Annotated in this window: 18 protein-coding genes; 14 read left to right on the top strand and 4 right to left on the bottom strand. The window is 72.3% G+C overall.

The genetic code is table 11. The features are described 5' to 3' along the window. The 9 genes from ACIHAA_RS30860 to ACIHAA_RS30820 form a co-directional block, all read left to right on the top strand. The coding region (locus ACIHAA_RS30860; protein ID WP_399822971.1) for an AMP-binding protein at positions 1-1,092 on the top strand (1,092 nt) is incomplete at its 5' end. Beyond that, positions 1,089-5,123 carry an amino acid adenylation domain-containing protein gene (locus ACIHAA_RS30855; protein WP_399822969.1) on the top strand — a complete coding sequence of 1,345 codons (4,035 nt, stop codon included), beginning with the start codon at positions 1,089-1,091 and terminating at the stop codon, positions 5,121-5,123. The genes ACIHAA_RS30860 and ACIHAA_RS30855, both read left to right, overlap by 4 nt. Continuing rightward, positions 5,124-6,131 carry a GHMP kinase gene (locus ACIHAA_RS30850; RefSeq protein ID WP_399822967.1) on the top strand — a complete coding sequence of 336 codons (1,008 nt, stop codon included), beginning with the start codon at positions 5,124-5,126 and terminating at the stop codon, positions 6,129-6,131. It abuts the gene before it with no gap. Further along, entirely contained in the window at positions 6,106-7,167 is a 1,062-nt protein-coding gene (locus tag ACIHAA_RS30845; RefSeq protein WP_399822965.1) for a pyridoxal-phosphate dependent enzyme, read from the top strand. The genes ACIHAA_RS30850 and ACIHAA_RS30845 overlap by 26 nt, the downstream gene beginning before the upstream one ends. Continuing rightward, positions 7,164-8,396 carry an ATP-grasp domain-containing protein gene (locus tag ACIHAA_RS30840; protein WP_399822963.1) on the top strand — a complete coding sequence of 411 codons (1,233 nt, stop codon included), beginning with the start codon at positions 7,164-7,166 and terminating at the stop codon, positions 8,394-8,396. Before ACIHAA_RS30845 ends, ACIHAA_RS30840 begins: the two co-directional genes overlap by 4 nt. Next, the gene (argH, locus tag ACIHAA_RS30835; protein WP_399822961.1) at positions 8,393-9,928 is read left to right on the top strand and encodes an argininosuccinate lyase; all 1,536 of its coding nucleotides are present in this window, start codon (positions 8,393-8,395) and stop codon (positions 9,926-9,928) included. Before ACIHAA_RS30840 ends, argH begins: the two co-directional genes overlap by 4 nt. Continuing rightward, positions 9,921-11,021 (top strand): GntG family PLP-dependent aldolase, encoded by a 1,101-nt coding sequence (locus tag ACIHAA_RS30830; protein WP_399822959.1) that lies wholly within the window; start codon positions 9,921-9,923, stop codon positions 11,019-11,021. Before argH ends, ACIHAA_RS30830 begins: the two co-directional genes overlap by 8 nt. An 87-nt stretch (positions 11,022-11,108) precedes the next feature. Next, entirely contained in the window at positions 11,109-11,318 is a 210-nt protein-coding gene (locus ACIHAA_RS30825) for an MbtH family protein (RefSeq protein WP_399822957.1), read from the top strand. Between the two features lie 202 nt (positions 11,319-11,520). After that, the gene (locus ACIHAA_RS30820; RefSeq protein ID WP_399822955.1) at positions 11,521-12,294 is read left to right on the top strand and encodes a class I SAM-dependent methyltransferase; all 774 of its coding nucleotides are present in this window, start codon (positions 11,521-11,523) and stop codon (positions 12,292-12,294) included. Positions 12,295-12,304: 10 nt separating this feature from the next. Here ACIHAA_RS30820 and ACIHAA_RS30815 read toward each other — a convergent pair whose 3' ends face one another. The 3 genes from ACIHAA_RS30815 to ACIHAA_RS30805 all read right to left on the bottom strand — a co-directional run bounded on the left by ACIHAA_RS30815 (position 12,305) and on the right by ACIHAA_RS30805 (position 15,333). Next, complete coding sequence (locus ACIHAA_RS30815) at positions 12,305-13,645, bottom strand: helix-turn-helix domain-containing protein (protein ID WP_399822952.1); 1,341 nt, start codon at positions 13,643-13,645, stop codon at positions 12,305-12,307. 241 nt (positions 13,646-13,886) lie between these two features. Continuing rightward, entirely contained in the window at positions 13,887-14,093 is a 207-nt protein-coding gene (locus ACIHAA_RS30810) for a hypothetical protein (protein WP_399822950.1), read from the bottom strand. Positions 14,094-14,496: 403 nt separating this feature from the next. Next, complete coding sequence (locus ACIHAA_RS30805; RefSeq protein ID WP_399822948.1) at positions 14,497-15,333, bottom strand: RNA polymerase sigma factor SigF; 837 nt, start codon at positions 15,331-15,333, stop codon at positions 14,497-14,499. A 418-nt stretch (positions 15,334-15,751) separates the two neighbouring features. On the opposite strand from ACIHAA_RS30805, the gene ACIHAA_RS30800 reads away from it, so the two are divergent. The 5 genes from ACIHAA_RS30800 to ACIHAA_RS30780 all read left to right on the top strand — a co-directional run bounded on the left by ACIHAA_RS30800 (position 15,752) and on the right by ACIHAA_RS30780 (position 19,929). Then, entirely contained in the window at positions 15,752-16,030 is a 279-nt protein-coding gene (locus tag ACIHAA_RS30800; protein ID WP_399822946.1) for a hypothetical protein, read from the top strand. A gap of 180 nt (positions 16,031-16,210) precedes the next feature. Then, positions 16,211-17,317, top strand: coding sequence for a helix-turn-helix domain-containing protein (locus ACIHAA_RS30795; protein ID WP_399822945.1), 1,107 nt, complete (start codon positions 16,211-16,213; stop codon positions 17,315-17,317). Continuing rightward, positions 17,314-17,841 (top strand): hypothetical protein, encoded by a 528-nt coding sequence (locus tag ACIHAA_RS30790; RefSeq protein ID WP_399822943.1) that lies wholly within the window; start codon positions 17,314-17,316, stop codon positions 17,839-17,841. Before ACIHAA_RS30795 ends, ACIHAA_RS30790 begins: the two co-directional genes overlap by 4 nt. A 344-nt stretch (positions 17,842-18,185) precedes the next feature. Then, complete coding sequence (locus ACIHAA_RS30785; protein WP_399822941.1) at positions 18,186-18,977, top strand: DUF4328 domain-containing protein; 792 nt, start codon at positions 18,186-18,188, stop codon at positions 18,975-18,977. 115 nt (positions 18,978-19,092) lie between these two features. Beyond that, on the top strand, positions 19,093-19,929 hold the full coding sequence (locus ACIHAA_RS30780) for a maleylpyruvate isomerase family mycothiol-dependent enzyme (RefSeq protein WP_399822939.1): 837 nt from the start codon (positions 19,093-19,095) through the stop codon (positions 19,927-19,929). A 20-nt stretch (positions 19,930-19,949) separates the two neighbouring features. On the opposite strand, the gene ACIHAA_RS30775 is transcribed toward ACIHAA_RS30780, so the two are convergent. Then, complete coding sequence (locus ACIHAA_RS30775) at positions 19,950-20,348, bottom strand: hypothetical protein (protein ID WP_399822937.1); 399 nt, start codon at positions 20,346-20,348, stop codon at positions 19,950-19,952. Between the last annotated feature and the right edge of the window lie 204 nt (positions 20,349-20,552).

The raw sequence follows: 20,552 nt of genomic DNA, 5'->3' as shown, positions 1-20,552 counted from the left end.
CATTTCGTGCCGAGCATGCTGAGCCTGTTCTGCGACGAGATCACCGAGGACCGCCGCCGGGGGCTGTCGGGCCTGCGGTATGTGATCTCCAGCGGAGAGGCACTCCGCCCCGACCTCGTCGGTACCTTCTACGACCGGCTGGGCGACACCGGAGCGCGGCTCTACAACCAGTGGGGTGCGACAGAGGTGTCGATCGACTCCACCGCCCATGAATGCGCACCCGAGGACCGGTGGGCAGGAGTCGTACCCCTGGGCGAGGCGATCGCCAACAACCAGGTCCTGGTGCTCGACGAGCAGCTCAACCCGGTCCCGGTCGGCGTCCCCGGTGATCTGTATCTCGGTGGAGTGGGACTGGCCCGGGGCTACCTCGGCGATGCCCGCAAGACCGCGGGAGCGTTCATCCCGCATCCCTTCCTTCCGGGGGAGCGGCTCTACCGCACGGGTGACCGTGGTGTGTGGCGGGCGAACGGGACGCTGACGTTCCTGGGCCGGGCGGACAGCCAGGTCAAGATCCGCGGTATCCGGATCGAGCCCGCCGAGATCGAGCACACCCTGCGCCGCTTCCCCGGCATCCGCGACGCCGTGGTGGTCAAGTGGGAGCCCGCACCCGGCGACCAGCGTCTCGTGGCGTATGTCACCGTCCAGGAGGACACGGCCGGTGAGGACCTCCTCGTAGAGCTGAATGCCTACCTGGCCGACCAGTTGCCGATCTACATGATCCCGTCCAGCATCACGGTGCTCGACCGGATCCCGGTCAACGCCAACGGCAAGACCGACTACCGGGCCCTGCCGGAACCGCAGTTCACGGCGGCCGAGTCCACCGCCCGGCCGCGCAGCGAGGCCGAGGAACTGGTCGCCGGAATCTGGGCGGAGGTGCTGGGCCGCGAGGACCTCGATGTCGGCGCGGACTTCTTCGCCCTGGGCGGTCACTCCCTGCTGGCCACCCGGATCATCTCCCGGCTGCGCAGCGCCCTGTCCGCCCAGGTCCCTCTTTCGGTGATCTTCGACAACTCGACCATCCGGACCATGGCCGCCGCCGTCGAGCACATGCTGCCCGCCCGCGACGCGACCGAGGAGAGGAACCCCTCATGACCATGAGCCCCAGCATCGAACAGGAGCTGGGCGACGAGGGACCGACGCTCACCCGGGCCGCGGTCGCCGATGCCCCGCTGTCGGCGGCACAACGGCGGGTGTGGTTCCTCGAACAGCTCCGCCCCGAACTCGTCGAGTACAACATGGCGCAGGTCCTGGACCTGACCGGGCCGCTCGACGCGGACGCACTCGACGCGGCACTCGCCCTCGTCGTCGAGCGGCACAGCATCCTGCGCTCGCGTGTCGTGAAGGACGCGGGCGGGGCCCCGTGCCTGCACGCCGAACCGGCGTCCGGGATCACCGTCCGGCGCACCGACCTGCGCCACCTGCCCGCCGAGGAGGCCTACGAGGAGGCACTGCGGCTCAGCCGGGCCGACGCGGACCGGCCGTTCGACCTCAGCGAGGCCCGCTGGCTCCGCGCCCACCTCGTCCAACTGCCCGGGCAGCGGCATCTGTTCACCGTGGTCGTCCACCACATTGCCGTGGACGCCGCCTCGATGCAGATCCTGTGGTCCGAACTCTCCGAGGCCTACGGGGCCTTCGCGACCGGCCGACGGCCCGAACTGCCCGCGCTGCCGATGCAGTACGCCGACTACGCCGCCTGGGCCGCGCGGCACCTCGACGCCGGGAACCTGGCCGGGGAGCTGACCCACTGGAAGCAGACCCTGGCGGGTGCCCAGGCGACCGAACTGCGCACCGACCACCCGCGGCCCGCGGTGCGCAGCGGCCGGGGCGCACGGCTGTCCCATGTGATCGACCCGTCCGTCGCCCGCGGGGTCCGCGACCTCGCCCGCTCCCGCCACGCGACCCCCTTCATGGTGCTCTTCGCGGCCTTCGCGGCGCTGGTGTCCCGGCACTCGGCGAGCAGGGACATCACCGTCGGCATTCCGATCTCCGGCCGGATGCGGGAGGAGACGGAACGGCTGATCGGGTTCTTCGTGAACACCGTGCTGCTCCGCACCGACCTGGACGGCAACCCCACCTTCGCCGAACTGATCTCCCGGGTCCGCGGCACCATGCTGGATGCCTACGAGCACCAGGAGCTGCCGTTCGACCTGCTGGTCGACGAGCTGCGGCCGGAGCGCGACCTGAGCCGCAACCCGCTGTTCCAGCTGATGTTCAACCTCGTCGAGGAGCAGACCTCCCGGCTGGAGCTGCCCGGCGTCTCGGTCCGGTCGCTGCCGGTCGAGGCGGACACCGCCCGCTTCGACCTCGATGTCACGGTGGTCACCCAGGGGGAGCGGATGGAGGTACTGCTCTCCTACGCCACCGACATCTTCGACGCGGAGACCGTCGCCCGCTTCGCCGAACACTACCGGGGCATCCTCGCCCAGGTGGTGGCCCGGCCCGACACCCGGCTGAGCGATCTGGAGGTGCTCACCCCGGGGGAGCAGCGGCTGCTGCGGTACGACTGGAACGACAGCGCACGGCCCGAGACGGACCGCTTCGTCCATGAGCTGATCGACGAGCAGGCCGGGCGCACCCCCGACACGACCGCCCTGGTCGGCCCGGACGGCGAGGAAGTGACCTACGCCCAGCTCGCCGAACGGTCCACCGCACTCGCCGCGGTGCTGCGCGCGGCGGGTGCGGGCCGGCAGGCACCGGTCGGGGTGATGCTCGAACGGTCCCCGGACATGGTGGTGTCGCTGCTCGCGGTCCTCAAGGCCGGAGCGTCCTACCTTCCCCTCGAATCCACCTATCCGCGCGACCGGCTGCACTACACCCTGGCCGACAGCGGCACCCGGCTCCTGCTCACCCGGGCCGCACTCGCCGACCCGCTCGGACTCGACGACACCATCCGCGTCATCGACGTCGGCGAACCCCTCCCGGCCACCCCGGCCCAGGAGACGGCGGAGCCCGCACCGCTCCACCGGGACGACCTGGCGTATGTCATCTACACCTCGGGCTCGACCGGGCGGCCCAAGGGAGTGATGGTCCCGCACCGCGGACTGACCAACTTCGTCCAGGACATGGCCCGCACCCTCGGACTCTCCACCGAGGACGTGCTCTGCACCGTCACCACCATCGCCTTCGACGCCGCCGTACTCGAACTGTTCGTACCGCTCAGCTGCGGTGCGCGTCTGGTGATCGTGGACCGTGCGACCGCCTCGGACGGAGCCGGTCTTGCGCAACTGCTCGCCGAGCGCGGCGCGACCGTGATGGCGGCGACACCCGCGACCTGGCATCTGCTGGTGCTCAGCGGCTGGGAGGGCGGCGCCCTCCAAGCCGTGTCCGGCGGCGAGGCGCTGTCCCCGCAACTGGCCGCCGAACTGGCGCCCAGGGTGTCCCGGCTGTGGAACCTCTACGGCCCGACCGAGACCACCGTCTACTCCACCCTGCACCGGGTCGCCCCCGACAACCCCGCCGGATCGGTCCCCGTCGGCCGGCCGGTCGCCAACACCCAGGTGTACGTGGTCGACGACCAACTGCGGCTGGCACCGATCGGCGCGGTCGGTGAACTGCTCATCGGCGGCTCCGGAGTCACCCGCGGCTACGCGGGCCGCCCCGGGCTGACCGCCGAGCGGTTCGTGCCGGACCCGTTCACCGCGGGCGGGCGGCTCTACCGGACCGGTGACCTCGCCCGGTGGCTCCCGGACGGCACGCTGGAGTACATCGGCCGGGAGGACACCCAGGTCAAGATCCGGGGCCACCGGATCGAACTGGGGGAGATCGAGGCGGTGATCCAGCGCCACCCCGCGGTGGCCCGCGCCGCGGTGACCACGGCAGGGGAAGGGATGGGCCGCCGCATCATCGGCCATGTCTCCTGGCGCGACCGGCCCGACGAGGCGGGACTGCGCGGCTTCCTCACCGAACACCTCCCGCCGTACATGGTCCCGGCCGTCGTCGTAGGCCTGGACGAGATGCCGATGACACCGAACGGCAAGGTGGACCGCAAGCAACTGCCCGAGCCCGACTGGACCGGCGGCACGGAACCGGTCAACCCGCGCGACGCCCTGGAACTCCGGGTCACCTCGATCTGCGAACGGGTCCTCGGGCGCTCACCCGTGGGCGTCCGGGACGACTTCTTCGCCGCGGGCGGCAACTCGCTGACCGCCTTCGAACTGATCGAGGCGGTACGGCGGGAGCTGGGTGTGAGCGTCCCCCTCAGCGCCTTCTTCCGGGAACCGACCATCGAAGGCCTCTGCGCGGCGCTGCCGGACGTGTCCGCCGTCGCCGACCGGCTCCTCGTACCCCTGGCGGCCGGACCCGACCCGGCGGAAGCGCTGTTCCTGGTGCACCCGCACGGAGGCGGTGTCAGCTCCTTCGTCAGCCTCGGCCGGGAACTGGACGGGAAACTGGCCGTGCACGGCATCGAGGCCGTCGGCTACAACACCGAGGCCACCCCCCTGAACACCGTCGAGGAACTGGCGGAACGCTATCTCCAGGAGATCGGGGAAGTCGCCCCCGAGGGGCCCCGGCTCCTCGCCGGCTGGTCCTTCGGCGGTGTCGTCGCCTACGAGATGGCGGTCCGGCTGGAACGCGCCGGACGGCCCGTCGAGGCCCTGATCCTGCTCGACTCCCCGGTCCCCGGCTCGGAGGACCTGGTCGGCGACGAGGACGTGCTGACCCGGTTCGGCGCCGACGCCGGACTCGCCGCCGAGGAGATCGAGTCGCTCGACGACGAGCAGCTGATCGCCGCCCTGGTGCGCCAGTCGCACCAGGCGGGCAGACTGCCCGGTCGGGTCGAGTCCACGGCGGTGCGCCGCATGGTCGCCGTGGCCCGCGCGAACGGCCTCGCGGCCGCCCGTTACCGCCCCGGCGCGACGGTCTCCGCGGACGTCCATCTGCTGACCGTCTCCGAGAGCCACCCCACCCTGAAGAGCCCCGACGTCGACCCCGTCGCCTGGGCGGCCCTCACCCGCGGCCGAGTCCACCGGGTGCCGGTCCCCGGCAACCACCACGACATGGTCCACCCGCCCCATGTCGGCGAACTGGCGGCCCGTATCGCCGAGATCGCCCGGTCCCCGCGCACCGCCACAACCCTCGCGCGGAACCCCGACACCACGACCCACACCACCGAGGAGGCGTAGGTGGAGATCGGCCTGAAGAGCCAGGAACTCCTGGCATCACCGGGCGGCCACGGCCACGCACGGCTGCGGACGGCACCCGGAGAACTCGACCACGGCACGCTCCTGGGCACGGGGACCGCCCCCAGCCACCACGGCGAGCTGCTGCAAGGCGTGTTCGAGGACGGCGGCAGACTCCGCCGCGGCCTCGTCACCCTGCCCTGCCCCCTGTTCGCGAGCAACGCCACGGTACGGCTGAGCCCCTGGGAGCCCGAACTCACCGTCACTCCCGCCTGGAAGACCAAGGCGCTCGACGCGGCCCGCAACACCCTCGACTTCCTCGGCATGAGCACCTACGGCGGCCATCTGGAGCTGCGCGGCGATGTCGCCGTGGGCCGCGGACTCGGCTCGTCGACCAGCGATGTGACGGCGGCGATCCTCGCCGTCCTCGCCGCGGTCGGCCGACGGCTGGCACCGGAGAGCATCGCCCGGATCGCCGTCGGCGCCGAAGCCGCCACCGACCCGCTGATCTACTCCGACCGCATGCTGCTGTTCGCCCAGCGGGAAGGCGCGGTGATCGAGGACTTCCACCGGCCCACCCTGCCCTTCGAGGTGCTCGGCTTCTCCACCGTGGACAAGGAGATCGACACCCTGTCCCTGCCGCCCGCCCGGTACAACGCCTGGGAGATCGAGTGCTTCCGCGCGCTGCGCGGACTGATGCGGCGCGCCATCGGCCGGGGCGACATCACCGAACTGGGACGCATCGCCACCGCCAGCGCCCGCATCAACCAGCGCTTCCTGGCCGTGCCGCACTTCCAGCGGCTCCAGGAGATCGCCGAGGAGACGGAGGCCCTGGGCATCCAGGTGGCGCACAGCGGCACCGTGGCGGGCCTGCTCTTCGACCCCTACCGACCCCGGCTCGAGGCGCAGACGGCCCTCGCCGCCCGCCGCCTCGCCGAACTGCGACTGACCGACCATTGGCGCTACACAGCCGGGAGCGACAGCCATGTCTCTTACGCACGCGAGTCGTAAGCCCTTCAGCAGCGTGGTCGACGGCCACGTCCTGCCCAAGGTCATCCGCCTGGAGGACGACCTCTACGCGGCGGCCTTCCATCTGATGAAGCTGCTGCCCGCCCACTTCATCCTCCGCAGCGCCGCCGACACCGGCGCGCTGGCACCGGACGCCACCGTGGTGGAGACCACCTCGGGCACCTTCGGCCTCGGCCTCGCCATGGTGTGCCGTCTGCGGAACATCCCGCTGGTCCTCGTCGGCGACCCGGCGATCGACCCGCCCCTGCGGCGGCGCCTGGAAGCCCTCGGCGCCCGGGTGAGCATCGTCTCAGGACCCGAACTCCAGGCCAAGGGGGTGCAGCAGGCCCGCCTCGACCGGGTGGCCCGCATCCAGTCCCGGCTGGACTCGTACTTCACACCGGGCCAGTACGACAACCCGCTCAACCCGGTGTCGTACGGTGCGGTCGCCGAACTCCTGCTGGAGAGCCTCGGCAGCCTCGACGCCCTGGTCTGCCCGGTCGGTTCGGGCGGCTCCTCCTCCGGCATCGGCTCCTTCCTGCGCGCCCTCAACCCGCGGATGAAGCTCATCGGTGTGGACACCCCCGGCAGTGTCCTCTTCGGGGCGCCCGCCGGACCGCGGCAGCTGCGCGGCCTCGGCAACGGACTGGTCCCGCCGGTCCTGGACCACACCCTGTTCGACGAGGTGCACTGGCTGGACGCCCCCCAGGCGTTCGCGGCGACCCGGAGGCTGCACTCCGACCACTGCCTCTACATGGGCCCCACCAGCGGCGCCGCACACCATGTCGCCCGCTGGTACGCGCGGCGCCACCCCGGCCTCAGGGTCGTCGCCCTCTTCCCGGACGAGGGCCACCGCTACACCAGCACCGTCTACAACGACGCCTGGATGCGTCGCAACGACCTGCTCACCGCCGAGATCCCCGACGGCCCCCGCACCCTGGACCACCCCACCGAGGTGGGCGGTTCCTGGTCGCGGTACGCCTGGAACAGGCGGACCCGCGAGGAGGTCGTCACCCTGATGGACGGAGTCGCGGTATGAGCGGCGACCTCCTCGTCCTGGTGGAGAGCAACACCACCGGCACCGGACGGCTCTTCCCCGAGGCGGCCCGGACCCTCGGACTGCACCCCGTGCTGCTGGCCGCCGATCCGGCCCGCTACGCCTGGAGCGGCGCCGTCGAGGCCGTACCGACCGACACGGACTCCACCGAAGCCGTGGTGGACGCCTGCCGGGCCCTGGCCGCCACCCGGCGGCTCGCGGGCATCACCACCAGCTCCGACTACTTCGTGGGCACCGCCGCCGCGGCCGCCGCCGCACTGGGCCTGCCGGGCCATGCCCCGGACGCCGTCGCCGCGGTCCGCGACAAGGGAGCCCAGCGGCGCGTGCTCGCCGAAGCGGGCGTACGCGTCCCGCGGTTCACGGTGACGGGAAGCGTGCACGAGACGCTGGAGGCGGCCGGATCCCTCGGCTACCCGGTCGTGGTCAAGCCGGTCACCGGCAGCGGGAGCCTCGGCGTCCGGCTGTGCACCGACCCGGACGAGACGGCCCGGCACGCGGCCACGGTACTGGCCCGGGAGCACAACGAACGGGGCGTGCCCGTGCCGCGCCGCCTCACCGTCGAGGAGTTCGTCACCGGCGACGAGTACTCGGCGGAGGTCCAGAGCGGCGCCGTGGTCGGCGTGACCCGCAAGCACCTGGGCGAGCTGCCGCTGTTCGTGGAGACCGGGCACGACTTCCCCGCGCCGCTCGCACCCGAGGCGCGCGAGGCGGTCACCGCGGCCGCCGAGGCCGCGGTCCGGGCCCTCGGCCTGACCCTCGGCCCGGCCCATGTGGAACTGCGGCTCGGCCCCGACGGGCCCGTACTGATCGAGGTGAACCCCCGGCTGGCCGGGGGCTGGATCCCCCGGCTGGTGCAGGAGGCGACCGGCGTCGACCTGATCCTGGAGACGGTGAAGGCGTTCGCCGGGCGGCCCTCCGCGCCCGGCGCGACCCCCCGCGGCGGGGCCGCCATCCGCTTTGTGACCGCCCCGGGCGACGGAGTGCTCTCCCATGTCGACGGGGTCGCGGAGGCGCGCACCGCACCCGGCGTCATCGATGTCGAGATCTACCGCGAACCGGGGGACCGGGTCGCCCTCGCCGGTGACTTCCGGGACCGCATCGGCCATGTGCTGGCCCGGGGCGACTCCCCGGCGGCGGCCGCCGCGGCCGCCGCCGAGGGCCTGCACCGGATCCGCCCCGCCCTGCTCACCGGAGAGGAGGTACCGGCATGACGAACGCCAACACCAGCACGAACGGCAACTCCGGGCGGCTGCGGACCGCGGCCTCTCCCGAGATACGCCGGATGCTGCTGGAGCGCCCCGAACCGCCGCGCCCCGCCTGGAAGGCGGAGCTCGACCGCATTTCGCACGTAGACCTCGCCCATGTCGTCATGCTGACCGAGCGCGGCATCACCAGCCGGGAGACGGCATCGGCCCTGCTCTCGGCGATCTCGGAACTGCGCGAGAAGGACTACGAGCCCCTGGAGGACCGCCCCACCCCGCGCGGCCTCTACCTCGCCTACGAGGGCCATCTGATCGAGACACTCGGCGAGGAGACCGGTGGTGTCCTCCAGACCGGGCGCTCCCGCAACGACCTCGGCGCCACCTGCCTCCAACTGGCGCTGCGCGAGCCCTTCCGCCGCCTGTCCGCCGAACTGAGCGGCCTCGGCGCCGTACTCACCGACCGGGCACGCAGGTACCGCGAGGTCCTGATGCCGGCCTACACCCACTTCCAGGCCGCCGTGCCCATCACCTACGGCCACTATCTGCTGGGGCTGGCCCACGCCCTGGAGCGCGACGCCGAGGCGCTGGACCAGGCGGGCCGGACGCTCGACCGCTGTCCGCTCGGGGCAGGCTCCATCGGCGGCACCACCATCCCCATCGACCCGGACCGCACGGCCGAACTGCTCGGCTTCGGCGACCCGGTCCGCAACTCGGTCGACGCGATCGCCACCCGGGACACGGCGCTGCGCCTGCTGTCCGCCGCCGCGGTGCTGGGGGTCACCCTCGACCGCGCCGCCCTCGATCTGCTGATGTGGTCCAGCGCCGAATTCGGCCTGGTGACCATCCCCGACGGGCTGGTCGGGTCGAGTTCGATGATGCCGCAGAAGCGCAACGCCTTCGTCCTGGAGCATGTCCAGGGCAAGTCCGCGGCCGCGCTCGGCGGTTTCATGGCCGCGGCGACCGCGATGCGCGGCACCCCCTTCACCAACTCCATCGCCGTCGGCACCGAGGCCATGAGCCATGTGATGCCGGCCCTGCACGCCACCATCGACGCGGTACGGATCCTGCGGCTGGCCCACGAGGGCGCGGAACCGGTCCCGGAGGCCATGGCCGCGCGAGCGACCGAGGGACTCACCGACGCGACCGCGACCGCGGAGTGGCTGGTGCGGCGCGGGGTGCCGTTCCGCCGGGCCCACCACCAGGTCGGCGAGGCCGCCCTCGCCGTGGTCGAGGGCCGGGCCGACACCCTGTGGTCCGCACTCGCCGCGCAGGGCAATGCGCCCGCCGGGCCCCCGCAGGAGGTACGGCCCGAAACGGTCTGGCAGGCGGCCGAGTTCGGCGGCGGCCCGGGCCTGCCCTCCTTCGAACGGAGCATCGAACCCATCGCCGCGCGATGGCTGGAGCACGACAGGAGGCTCACCGGGTGGACCACCCACTGGCAGGACGCGGACGAACGGCTCCGCGATGCCGTCTCCGCGCTCACGAGCCGCGCCACGGCGCAGGCCGCGCCCACTTCACAGAAGGAGAACACCCATGGCTAGCACGGCCCGGCACGGCACCGGCCCCTCGGACGTGGTGGAGCTGCGGAGCGACACCTTCACCCTGCCGACACCGCGGATGCTGGAGGCGATGACGACCGCTCCCCTCGGGGACGACGTCTACGGGGAGGACCCCACCGCCCGCGAACTGGAGCTGCTCGCCGCGTCCTTGCTCGGCAAGGAGGACGCCTGCTTCATGCCGAGCGGCACCATGGCCAACCTCGCCGCCATCCTCGCCCACTGCCCCCGCGGCACCAAGGCCCTGGCCGGTGCCGAGTCGGACATCTACATCTACGAGGCGGGCGGCGCCTCCTACTGCGGAGGCGTCGTCGTCGAACCGGTGGCCAACGCCGCCGACGGCACGATGGCACTCGCCGACATCGAGGCCGCCTTCCCCCCGGACCCCGACGACCCGCAGTTCGCACTTCCGGCCCTGCTGTGCCTGGAGAACCCCCAGAACCGCGCCGGGGGCCGCGTCCTGCCGCTGGAGTACCTCGCCGAGGTCACCGCGCTGGCCCGGTCGCGCGGCCTGGCGGTCCATCTGGACGGCGCGCGGATCTTCAACGCCGCCCTGGTCGCGGGCGTCCCGGCGCAGGTCATCGCCGGGTACGCGGACTCGGTGCAGTTCTGCCTGTCCAAGAACCTGTCCGCCCCGGTCGGCTCCATCGTCGCGGGCGGCGCCGAGTTCATCGTCACGGTGCGCCGCCTGCGCAAGATGCTCGGCGGCGGTATGCGCCAGTCCGGCGTGGTCGCCGCGGCGGGCCTGGTGGCCCTGCGCGAGATGACCGCCCGGCTGGGCGACGACCACGCCACCGCCAGGCGGTTCGCCGAGGGCCTCACCGAGATCCCCGGCGTCACCGTGGAGCCCGTCGAGACCAACATGGTCTTCTTCCGGGTCGACACCCCCGGCCTGTCGCAGGCCGAGTTCATGTCCCTGGCCTGGGCCGAGGGCGTCCGCCTGGCGGAGCTGGGCCGCGGCCGCATCCGCGCGGTCACCCACGCCGGAGTCGGCGAGGCGGACATCGACCGGGCGCTGGCCGTCTTCCGGCGGATCCTGGCGCCCGCCCCGCTGGCCGCCGCCTCGTACCACTCCTGATCCACCAGTCCTCACCTTCCGACCGCTTCACCCCTCCCCGGGAACCCGGCCCTTCGGGAATCCCGTTCCACCGAATGGAGAACCGTCATGCAGCAGCCCACCCGTCAGTGGCTCGTCGTCGTCAACGAGGAGGAGCAGTACTCCGTCTGGTCGGCCGACCGTGAGGTCCCCCAGGGCTGGCGCGCCGTCGGCGTGACCGGCTCCAAGGAGGAGTGCCTGGACCACATCGAGCAGACGTGGACCGACATGCGGCCGCTGAGCCTGCGCCGCTCCATGGCGGGCGCCGCCTCGGCCTAGGGCCTCTCGTTCGGACCATGCCGGGCTGATCCGGCCCGATCCGAACGAAAGACCCTGGAACCGCGACGCCGGGGTGCGTCCCATGCCGGAAGGTCCGGCTGCGGGACGCACCCCGCGCCGCCCTCTCCCCGTACACCCCGCTCCGGTTCCCGCCCCCCGAAGACCCGTGCACGGGACCGGAGCACAGACGCTGGAGCACCATATGACCGTGACAGAGGTGCCCCCGGGACAGGTCGACGACGCCTGGGGACGACTCCTGCTCGACTGCTACGCGGCGGGACTCCCCGAGGGGCGGTTCTTCGAGATCTGCGAGCGCGACGACGGATACATCAGCGGCTATGACGCGGTGGGCTTCTTCGAGGGACCGGACCGCTGGTCCCCACTGGACCGATGGGCGATCGACCGGGTTTCCGGCCGGGTGCTCGACGTGGGTGTCGGGGCCGGACGGTTCGCCGTTCCGCTCCAGGAGGGCGGGGCGGACGTCGTCGGCCTCGATGTGTCGAGCGGCGCCCTCACCGTGTGCGCCCGCCGCGGACTGCGGGAACGGATCCTCGGCACGGTCGCCGACCTGCCCGCGCACGAGCGGTTCGACACCTTCCTGCTCCTGGGCAGGAACCTCGGACTGCTGGAGAGCGCCGCACAGGGTCCCCGTCTGCTGGCCGACCTCGCCCGGGTCGCCCGTCCGGGGGCGCGGATCATCGGCAGCGGTGTGGATCCGTATCTGCTCGCAGACCCCCGCCACGCCGACTATCTGGCCGCCAACCGTGCCAGGAACCGGATGAGCGGCCAGATGCGGCTGCGGACGCGTCACCAGTGGCTCATCACCGACTGGTACGACTATCTCTTTGTGTCGTTGGGCGAACTTGAAGCCATGGCCGGGCCCGCGGGCTGGTCGGTCCTCGACGTCGAGTCACGCGGCTTCGACTACGCCGTCGTCCTCGGACTCACGGACCCGGCTCCGGCTGCCATGTCCTGAGCGGACCGGCTCAGCCGTCCCCCACGGCCACCGGACGGCTGCGGCTGTCCGCGTGGGCGCGGTGCAGCACGACCGGGTGCCGCTTCCAGGACACATACCGCTGGCCGAGGGAGGCCGCGGCGGGGCCGTACAGGTGCCGTACGTGGTGCAGGACCGAGAAGCGGGGCTCCCGCCCGGCCTGGCTGTCGGTCCGCACCACACCGTAGGTCACCAGGGTGAAGACGATCGCGGCGGCCTCGGCGTCGGAGGTCCCCGTGGCCCGCGCCGCCTCCGCGATCGACCAGCCGGCCAGGCTCCGGGCCGTGGTGGCGAGGAAGGACACGGTGGCCCGCGGCAGCCGGTCAAGCGTCCGGCGCAGCAGGGCCGCGGGGTCGGGCGGACAGGAGCCCGCCGTCGGGGGCGCGGTGAGACTGAACGGGTTCCGGCTGACCTCGGCCAGGAGATGTTCCGGCGAGCGCACCAGGCACCAGTCCCCGGCGAACTCCAGGGCCCGGGGGAGTCCGTCGAGCCGTCGGCACAGTTCCGCGACGATCGCGGAGTTGGAGCCGTCCAGGCCGAACGCGGGCCGGTGGCAGCGGATCTGGGAGCAGAGCAGGCGTACGGAGGCGACCTCCGCGAGCTTCTCCGGGGTGCCGTCCACCGCCCGCTCGGGCACGGCCAGCGGGGACAGCGGCAGGACCTGCTCGCCCGGGATGCCGCACGGCCCGGACGCCGTGAGCAGGATGTGCGGGTGCCCGGGATGCCGCAGCAGCGACGCGATCCGCTCGACGCCCCGAGGCGACAGATCGGGGTCGTCGAGCACCAGGAGCACCCTGCGGGCGGAGGGGTTCTCGGCGAGGTCCTCGACGGGGGCGGCGTCGCCCCGCGAGACCCACCGCACCGTGGCCCGGCCGGCCGCGGACTGGAGGCGGGCGGCCTCGGCGGCCAGCCGGGACTTGCCCACGCCCGCCACGCCGACCACGCTGACCAGCCGCCGTCCCGGCACGTCCAGCAGCCGGGTCAGGGAGGAGAGTTCGGTCTCGCGGCCGACCAGGGAGTTCGGCGCGTTCCACGGCGGCGCGAACTCCGCGCCGTCCGCGGGGACCGTGCCGTCCTCCGGGTCCTGGGCGGGCCGCTCGGACAGCGCCGCCTCGATGAGCGCGTCCCGCTCGGTCGTGCGCAGCCGGAGTCCGTCGGCGAGCAGCCGCACGGTTTCCGGCCGAGGTGAGGAGACCTTGCCCAGCTCCAGGTTCCTTATGGCTCGGACGCTCACCGTGGCGAGATCGGCGAGATGGCGCTGGGTGAGACCTGCACGTCGACGATGATTTCTGAGGAGGAGACCGAAGTCCCGGTGCGTTCGACTGTCGCTCATGATCTCTCTCGGAAAAGAATCGCGTGGCATGCCCTGTCAGGCGTACCCGACGGGACCTGACATCGTTGCCAAAGCTCCAGGTGGGAGCGTTCGACTACCACTGGTGGAATGTCCCCGTGACTACAGTGACTCAAATATTGACTCGCTTGTCAAGTTACGTCGGAAGTAGTCGTGTTGGGATGTGGATACGACGATGGGGGCGACGGTGGTCACCGTCGCCCCCATGTGTTCCCGCCGAATCTCAGCAGCAGAGCGGCAGGTCGGGATCCTGTCTGTTGATCCGTCCGGTGTGCGGATGGAAGGTGGTGTCATCGGTGTTCCGTACCGTTGCGATCCCGGCTAAGCGATCAGTGAACGGCGTTTTCTGGGCGGCCGCCTCGCCGAGTGCGGAGAGGGACAGAAGCATCGTGACGGCGAGTGTGAAGCAGCGCGTGCGGACCTCTTGCATGCAGTTTTCTCCTGAGGAATTCCTGCGTCCGGGCAAAGGGGGGCCGCCTTCCGGGCCAACCTCACCCAATTCGCGGTCGCCTTGAAGGGCCGCACAAAAGATTGACAGGCCATGACTGGCTCAGTCAATGCCGACATGAACCGAAGAGATATGTCCATCTATGCACGCTGTCTGACGATTCACCCGATACTCACCGGCATATAAATGGCGGTATGTCGGGTATGAGGTGCCCAGCACGGACTTCTGCGGGTGTCCGATGTGCGGGCTGCGCGGGTCGCGTGGGTGACAAGGCGGCACGTCCGCGCACAGCGCGGCGCCCCGGGGGCGTGCCGTTGAGGCCGCCCCCGGGGCGCTGTCACGCTCGTCGCCGCGGGCTGCTCGTCCCGCTCGTCGAGGCGGTTGCTCAGTGGGTGGTGAGCAGGCCCTCGCGCAGCCGGGCCAGCATGCGGGTCAGCAGCCGCGAGACATGCATCTGGGAGACACCGAGGCGCTCACCGATCTGGGCCTGGGTGAGTTCCTCGACGAACCGCATGTGGATGATCTGCCGGTCGCGCTCGTCCAGTTCGGCGATCATCGGAGCCAGTGCGTGGAAGTCCTCCACCAGCTCCAGTGCCGTGTCCTCGGTGCCGATGAAGTCGGCGAGAGCGGTCTCGCCGTCCTCGCTGGTGCTGATCGCGGCGTCCAGCGAAGAGGAGTTGTAGCCGTTGGAGGCGAGCCTCGCCTCGACGACCTCCTCCTCCGAGAGGGACATCAGACCGGCCAGTTCCTTGGTGGTGGGGGTGCGGCCCAGCCGGCTGCGCAGCTCCTCCGTCGCCTTGGCCAGCTGCACCCGGGCCTCCTGGAGGCGGCGCGGCACATGCACGGCCCAGGAGGTGTCCCGGAAGAAACGCTTGATCTCGCCGACGATGTAGGGCACGGCGAAGGAGGTGAACTCCACCTCCCGGGTCAGCTCGAACCGGTCGATCGCCTTGATCAGGCCGATCATGCCGACCTGGACGATGTCCTCCATCTCCTCCGGTCCACGGCTGCGGAACCGCCCGGCCGCGAAGCGCACGAGGGACATGTTCATCTCGATCAGCGTGTTGCGCGCGTACTGGTACTCGGGCGTGCCCTCCTCCAGTACGGCCAGCTGGTCGAAGAAGAGCTTCGACAGCTCGCGGGCGTCCTTCGGGGCAATCCGCGAGGGGTCGGCAACCTCCGGCAGTGCAGCCGTCTCCGTCCCCGCCGCCGCTGTCGCCATCGCCGCCGTCATAAGTCCCTCCCAGATCGATGTCGTGCACGTCGGCCGGTTCCCGGCTGACGAACCACCGCCTGCCCCGCGTTCCGGAAGGTATGCACACCGATTCTCGAAAAAGTTCTTCCGCCTGCCGCGGGAGCCGAGAGGCGCCGGGCGGCCGTGTCCCCGGCGCATGGCGAAGACCCCGAGGCGCATGCCCACTACCGAGACATTCGGGACCGGTGCTGACCGAGATGCGACTGAAGTTGGCCGGTCCGGCTGTTCGAACGCGCCGGTAACCGCAATCATGCCATTTACGCACCGTAGCAGTGGGCATCCGTTTGGGTGAACAGGTAGCGTCCCCCCACACGAGTGGGCCCCGGTGCGGCGGGAGACCAGACCGGGGCCGACTCAACTCTGTTTCAACGATCGAGGAGTTGACATGCCTCCTGACCGGAACATCGGCTTCGGCCGGGCCTTCGAGCGGGGCCGACCGGAGCGGTTCGACCGTAACATCCCGCAGCCGACCGCGGTTGAAACCCGCGATCTGCGTGACAGGGAAGTCACCATGCAGGTAGGGGCGTTCGTCGCAGCCCCGGTCCTGGGCATCGTGCTGGTCCTGCGGCCCGAGGTGTACGAGCTCGCCGCAGCCGCGGTCGCCATGCTGCTGGCCGCAACCCGTCGCTCGCACCTGCGCTACCGGCGGCTTCGTATCGTCTGACGGCCACGCGGCCGCCCCCGGGCAGTTCGACCACCCCGGGCGGCGGCCGCTCCGGTCGGCGGCGCGTCGACCACCCGTCCGCGGAGCCGGCCCGAGAACGGCTGACGGCTTCTGCCGAATCTCTCAGTTTCCGCGCCCGAGCCCCCCGGTAGCGCATGCCCGCAAAGGAATACCCCTCCCATGACGCCCAAGGACCCCGGACCCGCCTACTGCCTCAACCCCGACTGCGGCAGGCCCATCGACCGCAGCGTGGGCTCCGGCAGACCGCGCCACTACTGCAACGACATCTGCGGCCGTGCCTACCGCCGGGTCCGCGAGAAGCACCCGACCCCGGACGCGGTCGCCCACGACCTCTTCGCCCTTCAGGTCGCCGACGAACTGGCCCGCGGAGTGGAACACCTGCGCGGGCTGACCCGTACGCGCCAGCCGCTGGCGGCCCTGAGCCTGCTGCGCCTCGTGGAACGCGACCTGGAGGACCTGAAGGCCGCCCTGGTGCAACAGGCCCGCGACCAGCGTGAGAAGAACGCCGAGATCGCCCGTTCCCTGAGCCTGCCGCCCGACCAGCTCACCCGGAAACTGTCCGCGGAGGCCGTACGCCGGAGAATGGCCAACCGCCGCCAGCGCCCGGGGGGCGGCCCGGCCCTGCCCGCCGACCCGGAACCCACCGCCCCGGCACCCGTCCGCATCCCCCGCCAGCGCCGCCCCTCGGCCGGACCCGGCGCCACCCCGTTCCGGGCCAGAGAGCCGGACCGGCGCCCCGCGGGACCGGCCGCCGTCCTCGCCCGCGCCCTGTCCCAGCTCCAGCGCGCCAGTGCCAAGCCCTTCCGCCGGCTCGCCGAGGACACCGACATCTCCGCCTCGTACGTCTCCCGGGTCCTGAGCGGGGAGCGCTGCCCTTCCTGGAAGATCACCCGTGCGCTCACCCTCGCCTGCGGGGGAGACCCGGCGGAGATCCACCCCTTGTGGGTCACCGCCCGCGGCCGGGCGCCGAGCCAGCGCGGCAGCCTCCACGAGGCCCTGCGCGGACTGCATCTGGCCGCCGCACGGCCCGCCACCGCCGAAGTCGGCGCACGCAGCGGTCTGAACCCCCGGGCCGTCACCGGCATGCTCGACGGCAGCACCCTGCCCGCCTGGGAGGACGTCGAGGAACTGGCCCACGCCCTGGGCGCCGAGGCCCCACCGCTGCGGCCCCTGTGGAACGCCGCCCGCGCGGCGGCCGCCGGACCTCCCGAACCAGGCCCCGCCCACTGGCCCGCCCTGCGTTTACCCGCCGAGGTCCCCGGATGACCCGACACCCCCTCGGGCAGCCCGTCCGCACACCGGCGGTCCGCCCCCGTCCCCCGCATCCGCCCCGCCGCACCGGGGCCGACGCGGCGCGCCACGAGGGCCCGCCGCCCCCCGCGCTGCCCCCCGCCTTCGAGGCGTTCTGCGCCCTGCACCGGGACTGCTACCTCGCCTACGCGCGCGTCCATCTGCCGGAGGAGGAGGCGCACCGCGTCGTCCGCGGTGCCCTGAACGAACTGGCGGTCCGCTGGCCGTATGTGGTCGCCCAGCACCGTCCCGCCACCCCCGCCTGGGCCCTGGTGAGCGCCCGGATCCGGGCCCGCCACCCCCGGCCCGCTCCCCTCGACGCCTGCCCGCCGGTGCAGTACGACGCACTGGTGCTGCACTGCCTGCTCGAATACAGCAGCACGGCCGCCGCCGAGACCATGGGCCTGGAACCGAGCAAGATCCGCTACCTGGTCTACTCCGCGTCCGCCCCCGCCCGCACAGCCGCCCGCCGCCTGCGCCCGGGGGCGGAACAGGGGTGAGGGCGCCATGCCCCCATGTACGGGGTGCGGCGCGGTATGTGCGCGGAACCTGTGCGCGGCGCCCGTACGCGCGCCGCCCGTAAGCCCGCGCCGCTGAGCGCGGGAGGCGGCCGGTGCGCCGCCCGCCGGGGCCGGGGAGGGGGCCGGGGAGGAGGTGCCAGGCGTGGGCCTGAGTGCCGACAGGTGAGCTGAGCCGGCGCTCCGACCAGGCATCCCGTCGGCCCTGGCTCCGCAATCGAGTGGACTGCGGGGCCTGCCGGACCGTATGTTTCGCGTGCCGCGCGTGAGGTTCCGGGGAGGAACGGCGTCCGGCGTTTCGACCACATCCCGGGGGATCCTCCACCATGACCTGCGCGCGTTGCCTTCATGGCGCCGCGGCGCCGGGCGGCACCCTGTGCGCCCAGTGCGCCTCCGCCACGGCTCCGGCCACCCAGCCGTACACACCCCAGCCGTACCCACCCGTCCCCGCGGCCCTGCTGCGCTCGCCCGTCGGGCTGGGCCGCGCGACCGCCGCACTGCTCGGACTGGTCGCCGCCACCGACCTGTTCTCGATCGCGGCGGAGACCGTCCGGTACGACGTCACCGGCGACCTGGTGGCCGGTGACACCTCCGCGGCCCTCACCCGCCGCGCCCACCACGCGGATGTGCTCACGGCGGTGGCGGGCACCGCGCAGATCACCGCGCTGCTCGCCTGCGTGGTCGTGTACCTGTGCTGGTTCTACCGAGTACGGGTCAACGCCGAGGTGTTCGAACCGTCCGGGCACGAGCTGAAGCGCGGCTGGGCGATCGGCGGCTGGTTCACACCGATCGTGAACCTGTGGTTCCCACGCCGGATCGCACTGAACATCTGGGACGCCAGCGGCCCGTCGGGTGCGCCCCGGCCGCACGGCCTCGTCAACGCCTGGTGGACGCTGTGGATCGTCTCGCAACTGGCCGGGCGGGCGAGCTTCCAGACCGACCGGGGAGCCCACACCGTTTCGGGGATGCACGCCGCGGCCCCGCTGTCGTTCCTGGCGGACGGCCTCGACCTGGCGGCGGCGCTGCTCGCGATCCTCGTCGTCCTGCGGCTGACCCGTATGCAGAACGAGAAGGCGCTCCGGGGGCCCGAGCCGCTCACCGGGCCCGTCACCGTCTGACACTCCGCGTTCGTGGCGGCCGATGTCGTCCGGACCGTTGTCACCGCCCCGCTCGCCTGGTTGGGTATCCCGCTGGCACGTGACGGCGCGGCAGGCCGACAAGGGAGTGGGTGGCATGGAGGCGGGGACACGGACGGCCGACGGCGGGCAGACCCTGCCCGGGGGACTCGGGCAGGCGATCCGGGCGACCGCGGCGGACATCGCGGCGGTGGTGCGGGCGGCGCCCGGTACGGCGCTGCCCGTGCCCGACTCGGCCTGGACCGTGGGCGAGGCCGCGGCCCATCTGGCACTGGCCAACGAGCTGATGGCCGATCTCGCCGCAGGCCGCGAACGCCCGTACGGGGACGGCACACCCCAGAGCCTGGCCGCCGCCAACGCCTCGTCGCTGGCCGTGTTCCAGGAGCGCGGAGCGGAGCCGCTGGCGGCGATGATCACGGCCGAGGCCGAGCGGTTCCTCGACGCCGCCGCCCGGGGTGTCGCGGACGGGGCCGGGGACCGGGTGCTCGGCACGCCGCTGGGCCCCATGAACCTGCCCGTGCTCGCCTCGTATCTGCTGACCCATATGCTCGGCCACGGCTACGACCTCGCCCGGGCGCTCGGCCGCCCGCACATGATCGACCGCGCCCGGGTCGGACTCTGCCTGCCGTTTCTGCTGACCGCCATGGAGCGCGTCGCGAACCCCGCAGCCGTCGTCGGCTTCACCGCCCGCTACCGGCTCCGGCTGCGGGGCGGACCGGCGTTCGGTGTCACCTTCGCCGACGGCGCGGTCGAGGTGACCCCCGGGCCGCCGGACCGCTGTGACTGCACCATCGTGACGGAGCCGGTCACGTTTCTGCTGATCGCCCTGGGCCGCTGCGGGCCATGGCGGGCCATGGCGGGCGGCAGGGTGGTCGCCTGGGGGCGCAAGCCCTGGCTCGCACCGCGCTTTCCCACGCTCTTCACGGCGCCCTGACCCGGTTCGGCCGCTCCCTCTCAGCGGCCGATGTCGGCGGCGTCGAAGAAGTGGTCGAGCGGCGCGCGGTAGGCCGCGGGATGGAAGCCCAGCTCCCATTGGGGGTGTGCAGCCCACTCCATGAAGGCGAACCAGCGCAGCAGCCAGCCCAGTGCGTTCGTACTGTCGCTCAGCTCGCAGTCGGCTCCGCCGCCCGCCGTCTCGCGCAGCGCCAGCCACTCCTGGAACAGCTCGGCGACACCGGCCGCGGTCCTGCGCTCGGCCGCGCTGCCGCACAACTCGGCGTCGGCGAGCTGCCGTCCGAAGAACCGGGCGAACCGCTGATCCCGTGCGCGGGCCCATCGATCGTCCACCGCCTCACCGGCGCCGCCCGGTTCGGCGCGGTACGGAAACGCGGGGTCGGGCTGTTGAGCGTTCACGACAGGCTCGGAACACGAGACGGCGCCGCTGGGGCGTGGGGTGCGGATCTGCGAACCGCGCGGATCGCGCACCGAGGAGGGAGAAACGCATGGACGGCCGTCACGTAATCCTCCGACAAGAGGCGGGGCGGGGGCATGGGCCCCGGCAGCATGGCTGGTTGCGCCGTCTCCCGGCGACCGTAACGGCCGGGAGGCGACGAGCGG

It is taken from the genome of Streptomyces sp. NPDC052040, assembly GCF_044548405.1.
In the GTDB taxonomy this organism is placed as follows: Bacteria; Actinomycetota; Actinomycetes; order Streptomycetales; family Streptomycetaceae; genus Streptomyces.
This window is presented reverse-complemented; position numbering and strand designations above follow the sequence as displayed.

Excerpts from the sequence above, each read along its gene's own strand:
- ACIHAA_RS30780 (WP_399822939.1), top strand. The coding sequence starts at position 19,093 with ATGGAGGCGGGGACACGGACGGCCGACGGCGGGCAGACCCTGCCCGGG.
- ACIHAA_RS30845 (WP_399822965.1), top strand. The coding sequence starts at position 6,106 with ATGTCTCTTACGCACGCGAGTCGTAAGCCCTTCAGCAGCGTGGTCGAC.
- ACIHAA_RS30855 (WP_399822969.1), top strand. The coding sequence starts at position 1,089 with ATGACCATGAGCCCCAGCATCGAACAGGAGCTGGGCGACGAGGGACCG.
- ACIHAA_RS30825 (WP_399822957.1), top strand. The coding sequence starts at position 11,109 with ATGCAGCAGCCCACCCGTCAGTGGCTCGTCGTCGTCAACGAGGAGGAG.
- argH (WP_399822961.1), top strand. The coding sequence starts at position 8,393 with ATGACGAACGCCAACACCAGCACGAACGGCAACTCCGGGCGGCTGCGG.
- ACIHAA_RS30805 (WP_399822948.1), bottom strand. The coding sequence starts at position 15,333 with ATGGCGACAGCGGCGGCGGGGACGGAGACGGCTGCACTGCCGGAGGTT.
- ACIHAA_RS30830 (WP_399822959.1), top strand. The coding sequence starts at position 9,921 with ATGGCTAGCACGGCCCGGCACGGCACCGGCCCCTCGGACGTGGTGGAG.
- ACIHAA_RS30840 (WP_399822963.1), top strand. The coding sequence starts at position 7,164 with ATGAGCGGCGACCTCCTCGTCCTGGTGGAGAGCAACACCACCGGCACC.
- ACIHAA_RS30820 (WP_399822955.1), top strand. The coding sequence starts at position 11,521 with ATGACCGTGACAGAGGTGCCCCCGGGACAGGTCGACGACGCCTGGGGA.
- ACIHAA_RS30815 (WP_399822952.1), bottom strand. The coding sequence starts at position 13,645 with ATGAGCGACAGTCGAACGCACCGGGACTTCGGTCTCCTCCTCAGAAAT.
- ACIHAA_RS30785 (WP_399822941.1), top strand. The coding sequence starts at position 18,186 with ATGACCTGCGCGCGTTGCCTTCATGGCGCCGCGGCGCCGGGCGGCACC.
- ACIHAA_RS30795 (WP_399822945.1), top strand. The coding sequence starts at position 16,211 with ATGACGCCCAAGGACCCCGGACCCGCCTACTGCCTCAACCCCGACTGC.
- ACIHAA_RS30800 (WP_399822946.1), top strand. The coding sequence starts at position 15,752 with ATGCCTCCTGACCGGAACATCGGCTTCGGCCGGGCCTTCGAGCGGGGC.
- ACIHAA_RS30810 (WP_399822950.1), bottom strand. The coding sequence starts at position 14,093 with ATGCAAGAGGTCCGCACGCGCTGCTTCACACTCGCCGTCACGATGCTT.
- ACIHAA_RS30790 (WP_399822943.1), top strand. The coding sequence starts at position 17,314 with ATGACCCGACACCCCCTCGGGCAGCCCGTCCGCACACCGGCGGTCCGC.